Here is a 449-nt window from a genome sequence, read left to right as displayed (position 1 = left end):
ATCTTCATCCGCGTGCGGCAGGAGGGCGGCGGGACGCTCGACCCGCTCGCGCTGATCCAGTGGTCCGAGTCGCGCATGCCGTACTTCCAGGTGCCGCGCTACGTGGCCTTTATCGACGAATTCCCGAAAACGCCCACGCAGCGCATCCAGAAGAAGCTGCTGTCCCGCGATGTGGCGGGCGTCTGGGACCTCGAACAGAGCGGCTATCGCGTCGGCAAGGCCCGCGGCTGATGTCCTGATGCCCTGATGCCCCCTTGGGCATGCCCCCCCCGGTCGGGCGAGGTTTCCCGGCCGGTGCGTCCTTTCGTCTCAGTGGAGTCTTTCCATGCTGTCAAAGTCTGGTCGCAGTACCCCGGCACGCGTCGCCACGCTGGCCACGAACATCCTCCTGGCCTGTGCGTCGGCCTGTGCTGTGGCCTTCATGGCCGCGCCGGCCATCGCGCAGGAAA

1 protein-coding gene is annotated in these 449 nt (G+C 66.8%); it reads left to right on the top strand.

Features of this window, described 5'->3' with window-relative positions; all coding sequences use genetic code 11:
- Positions 1 to 231 (top strand): hypothetical protein (locus AC1DDH_RS20620; RefSeq protein ID WP_476956236.1); only part of this gene is annotated, 231 nt, incomplete at its 5' end.
- Positions 232 to 449: the final 218 nt, after the last annotated feature.

The organism is Arthrobacter sp. 10T425 (assembly GCF_056393985.1).
This window is presented reverse-complemented; position numbering and strand designations above follow the sequence as displayed.